This is a genomic window from Mycobacterium sp. GA-1199 (assembly GCF_001500045.1).
In the GTDB taxonomy this organism is placed as follows: Bacteria; Actinomycetota; Actinomycetes; order Mycobacteriales; family Mycobacteriaceae; genus Mycobacterium.
Map to the genome: position 1 here is coordinate 1 of NZ_LQIX01000035.1, position 4,235 is coordinate 4,235.

General features: G+C 69.6%; 6 protein-coding genes. 2 read left to right on the forward strand and 4 right to left on the reverse strand.

Annotated features, from left to right (window positions below; genetic code table 11):
- Window positions 1–205: 205 nt before the first annotated feature.
- Window positions 206–973, reverse strand: a complete 768-nt coding sequence (locus tag AU198_RS19500) for a CPBP family intramembrane glutamic endopeptidase (RefSeq protein ID WP_064350231.1) — start codon at window positions 971–973, stop codon at window positions 206–208.
- Between the two features lie 19 nt (window positions 974–992).
- A complete protein-coding gene (locus AU198_RS19505) occupies window positions 993–1,790 on the reverse strand; it encodes a DUF2470 domain-containing protein (protein ID WP_064350232.1) in 798 nt (265 codons plus the stop codon).
- A 110-nt stretch (window positions 1,791–1,900) separates the two neighbouring features.
- Between AU198_RS19505 and pheA the strand changes: the two genes are divergently transcribed.
- Both pheA and AU198_RS19515 read left to right on the forward strand, forming a co-directional pair.
- Window positions 1,901–2,827 (forward strand): prephenate dehydratase, encoded by a 927-nt coding sequence (gene pheA, locus AU198_RS19510; RefSeq protein WP_064350233.1) that lies wholly within the window; start codon window positions 1,901–1,903, stop codon window positions 2,825–2,827.
- Window positions 2,824–3,510, forward strand: a complete 687-nt coding sequence (locus AU198_RS19515) for a histidine phosphatase family protein (protein ID WP_064350234.1) — start codon at window positions 2,824–2,826, stop codon at window positions 3,508–3,510. The genes pheA and AU198_RS19515 overlap by 4 nt, the downstream gene beginning before the upstream one ends.
- Here the strand turns inward: AU198_RS19515 and AU198_RS25925 are convergent.
- A complete protein-coding gene (locus AU198_RS25925) occupies window positions 3,490–3,681 on the reverse strand; it encodes a hypothetical protein (protein WP_082691119.1) in 192 nt (63 codons plus the stop codon). The genes AU198_RS19515 and AU198_RS25925 overlap by 21 nt on opposite strands.
- A gap of 59 nt (window positions 3,682–3,740) precedes the next feature.
- On the reverse strand, window positions 3,741–4,091 hold the full coding sequence (locus AU198_RS19525; protein WP_064350236.1) for a metallopeptidase family protein: 351 nt from the start codon (window positions 4,089–4,091) through the stop codon (window positions 3,741–3,743).
- Window positions 4,092–4,235 lie beyond the last annotated feature (144 nt).

Genomic DNA, 4,235 nt, shown 5'->3' on the forward strand with positions numbered 1-4,235 from the left:
GGGTGGAGGCACGCGGGGCGGAGGCATACGGGGCGGAGGCACGGCAGGCCGCCCGATCGGCGGGTTCGGTGGGGGCGGCCGGTAGTTGGGATCGCGGCGGATCACCTGTGACGGCTCCCGGCGCGGCCGCGGCGGCGGCTCGAACCCGCGGGGCGGTTGCCGGTTGTCGGTCACCTGAAGAAATGTACGTCGCCGACCCGCATGTTCAGCGCAACCAGCCCAGGTGGCCGGCGGCCAGGGCATAGCCGACGAAGGCCACGGCGTCGATCAGCGCGTGCGCGATGATCAGCGGCCACAGCCGGCCGGTCCGCAGATAGACATAGCCGAACACCACGCCCATCGCCAGGTTCCCCAGCCCCGCTCCGAAGCCCTGGTAGAGGTGGTAGAGCCCGCGCAGGACGCTGGTGACGATCACGGCGGTCGCCGGGCTCACGCGGAGCTGGCGCAGCCTGGTGATCAGGTAGCCGACGACGATGACCTCTTCAGCCCAGCCGTTCGCCAGCGCCGTCAATAGCAGCACCGGAATCCGCCACCAGGTGTCGTACAACTCGGCCGGTTCGACGTCGGCGTTCATGCCGAGGGTTCGGGCGAGAAGATACAGCGCGAGGCCCGGCAGCCCGATGAGCGCGGCGAGCCCGAGCCCGCCCAGCAGGTCGGCCCGCCAGCGGGGTCGGCCCAGGCCGATCGATTGGAGGGCGATTCCGCTGCGCCACAACAGGTATACGGCCAGCGCTCCCCATGCCGACAGTTGGAAAACCCAGACGAGGTTGAGGCCCAGGTCGATGAGGTCGAAAGGGGAGCGGCGCGGATTGAGCGCGACGACCTGACCGGCCAGGCCCAGGAGCACCGACTCGATCAGGTTCAGCAGCGCACTGTAGGCCGACAGGCCGAACGTCACCGCCAGGACGACGACGATCTCGATGCGCAGGGCCCGGCGCGCGGGATCGGTGAGCTCGTCGGGGGCGCCGGTCACCGGAGCTAGGGTAGTGCCGTCACAACTTCCGTGCGCGCAGCCCGTTGAGGAACGGGCAGCCCATCAGCACCCGGATCGCCTGGCTCAACCCGGTGACGTCGTCGACCGGGCGGGTGAACGGCAGCCGCACATCGTGGTCACCTTCGTCGGTCTCCACACGCAGCTGCACGCCGTAGCGGTCCAAACCCAGGGGCCGGACGCGGCCACGGCGCAACGACATCGGGAGCCGGCTGGCCAGCCTCTCGACGACGTCGCGGTGTGCGGACTCCATGTGCTGCAGCCAGCACGACTCCATCGCGCAGAACGGGTCCGGTCGGGCGTCCAGCAGCGTGCTCACGGTGACCGATTCGGCGCCCGTGGAATCGGCGACGACCACAGAGTCGATCTCCAGCCGCAGAAGGGTGTGTTCCCTGTCGCCGTCGGCGGTCGCCGAGTTGACCTGAAGTAGCGCAGGATTGGGGTCTTCGGAGGCGATCAGGTCGAGCAGGGCCGACACCTCACCGGAGGGTACGTCGTGCAGGCGGCCCTGGATCCACACCAGCGAGCGCACCGGCTCGCGAAGCGGCAGCGGCGCGTAGTCCGTCATCTCCAGCACCGCCTGCACTCCGCCGGTGCCCGCGCTGACGGCCTTGGCCGCCACCGCGCTGTCGGCGGGAACGGTGATCGCGAACGAGCCGTCGTCGAGCAAATGGTGGACGGGTGTCTCGGTGGGCGTCCCGTTGTCGCCGCCCTCCACCGCGAGCATCGCGCCGCCCGCCTTGGCGCATGCGCTGCGGATCCGCTCGGCCGTCGTCGGTGCCGTGACCGTTGTCGCCATCCCGCCTCCTCTGAGATAAGGTGAGCCTAACTTAACTAAGCCATCCCGGATCCCGCAAGGCCTTCGTGCAGCGGAACGGCATTACCGCAGTGACCCGATAGTGTTGATCCGTGCTGCGCATCGCTTATCTCGGGCCCGAGGGGACCTTCACCGAGGCGGCGCTGCTCAAAATGTCGAGCAGCGGCATGCTGCCCGGCGGGCAGGGCGCCGGAGAGGTGACACCGGTCGCGTGCGACAGCACCACAGGTGCGCTCGCCGCCGTACGCGAAGCCGCTGCCGACTACGCCTGCGTGCCGATCGAGAACTCGATCGAGGGTTCGGTGCTGCCGACCCTCGACGGGCTCGCCGGTGGCACACCGCTGCAGATCTTCGCCGAGCTCACGCTCGACGTCTCGTTCACGATCGCGGTCCGCGACGGCACGGCGACGAAAGACGTGAAGACCGTCGCCGCGTTTCCCGTCGCCGCCGCGCAGGTGCGGAATTGGCTGGCCGAGCATCTGCCGTCGGCGCAGGTGGTGCCCGCCAACTCCAACGCCGCCGCAGCCGCCGACGTCGCCGAGGGTCGCGCCGATGCGGGGGTGAGCACCGCGCTTGCCACCAAGCGCTACGGCCTGGAGTCGTTGGCGTCAGACATCGTCGACGAACCCAACGCGCGCACCCGGTTCGTGCTCGTCGGCGCGCCTGCGCCGCCGCCGGGGCGCACCGGCGCCGACCGGACGTCGGTGGTGCTGCGACTCGACAACGTCCCCGGCGCGCTGGTGTCGGCACTGACCGAGTTGGCCGTCCGCGACATCGACCTGACCCGCATCGAATCTCGGCCCACCCGAACGGGTTTGGGCACCTACATCTTCTTCCTCGACTGCGTCGGCCACATCGACGACGATGCGGTGGCCGAGGCACTCAGGGCGCTGCACCGTCGTTGTTCGGATATGCGATTCCTCGGATCCTGGCCGACCGGAGCGGCCGCAGGCGCGGCCCCTCCCGGACTCGACGAAGCCTCCCGCTGGCTGGCCCGACTCAGAGAGGGACAGCGGTGAGCGGGCGTCTGGTGCTGGTGCGCCACGGACAGTCGCTGGCCAACGTCCACCGTCGCCTCGACACCCGTCCGCCCGGCGCAGAACTCACCGACCTCGGCCGCGATCAGGCGCGCTTCTTCGCCAAGGGGCTGCCTGCCGCGCCCGCGATCCTGGCGCATTCGGTGGCCCACCGGGCCCGCCAGACCGCCGAGGAGATCGCCGGTTCGTTGCGGTTGCCGCCTGTGGAACTCGAGGGGGTCCACGAGGTCCAGGTGGGCGATCTGGAGGACCGCGCCGACGACGAGGCGATCGCGACGTTCGAAACCATCTACCAGAAGTGGCACGACGGCGATCTCGACGTGGCGATGCCCAACGGCGAGACCGGACACGACGTGCTGGACCGTTATGTGCCGACCATCACCCAGCTGCGGATGCGCCATCTCGACGACGACAGCTGGCACGGTGACATCGTGGTGGTCAGCCACGGCGCCGCGATCCGGTTGGTGTCCTCGGTGCTGGCCGGTGTCGAGAGCAGTTTCGCGCTCGACCACCATCTGGGTAACACGGAGGCCGTCGTGCTGGCGCCGATCACCGACGGAAGGTGGAGTTGCCTGCAATGGGGGTCGATGACGCCGCCGTTCTATCCGGAGCCCGACGTGCGCCCGGTCGAGGACGCCCTGCGCTCAGCCGACCCGATGGGCTGACACCACGACAGCGCACGCGCAGTCGATTGCCTCGCAATCGATCACGAACGCGTGCGCGACTTCCGGGGTGACGCAATCGGGTTCGGTGCACTCCTGCCGATACGCGGCGTGGTGAATGACGGTGCCGTGGCAGTGCTCGAGGCCCGCCACGCATTCTCGGCACTCGGTCATGGCCCCTTGATAGCACCCACGTGCGACAAAGCGCAGTTGCCGCGCGGTGTGTTCGCCCGCTAACCCCACCCGAGTTCGTGGAGGCGCTCGTCGTCGATGCCGAAATGATGGGCGACTTCGTGAATCACCGTGATCGCCACCTCGTCGACGACCTCGTGCTCGCTGTCGCAGTGCGCCAGCAGCGCCTCGCGGTAGATCGTGATGGTGTCCGGTAGCGAACCGGCGTACCACGAATCGCGCTCGGTCAGGGCCACGCCGTGGTACAGCCCGAGCAGGTCGGGTTCTTCGTCGTTGCGGGCCTCGACCAGGACGACGACGTTGTCCAGCGCGTCGGCGAGTTTCGGCGGTATCAGATCGAGCGCCTCGGAGACCAGTTCGTCGAACCGTTGCGGGCTCATCTGTACGGCCACGCGGCTACGGTCCCGGCGGCGCGGGTGCCGGTGGTGGGGCCGGCGCGGGAGGCGGCGGAGGCGGCGCGGGTGCTGGTGGCGGCGGAGGAAGCGGCACACCGGGCGGCGGGGGCAGCGGCGCGCCCGGCGCCCCACCACCTAATG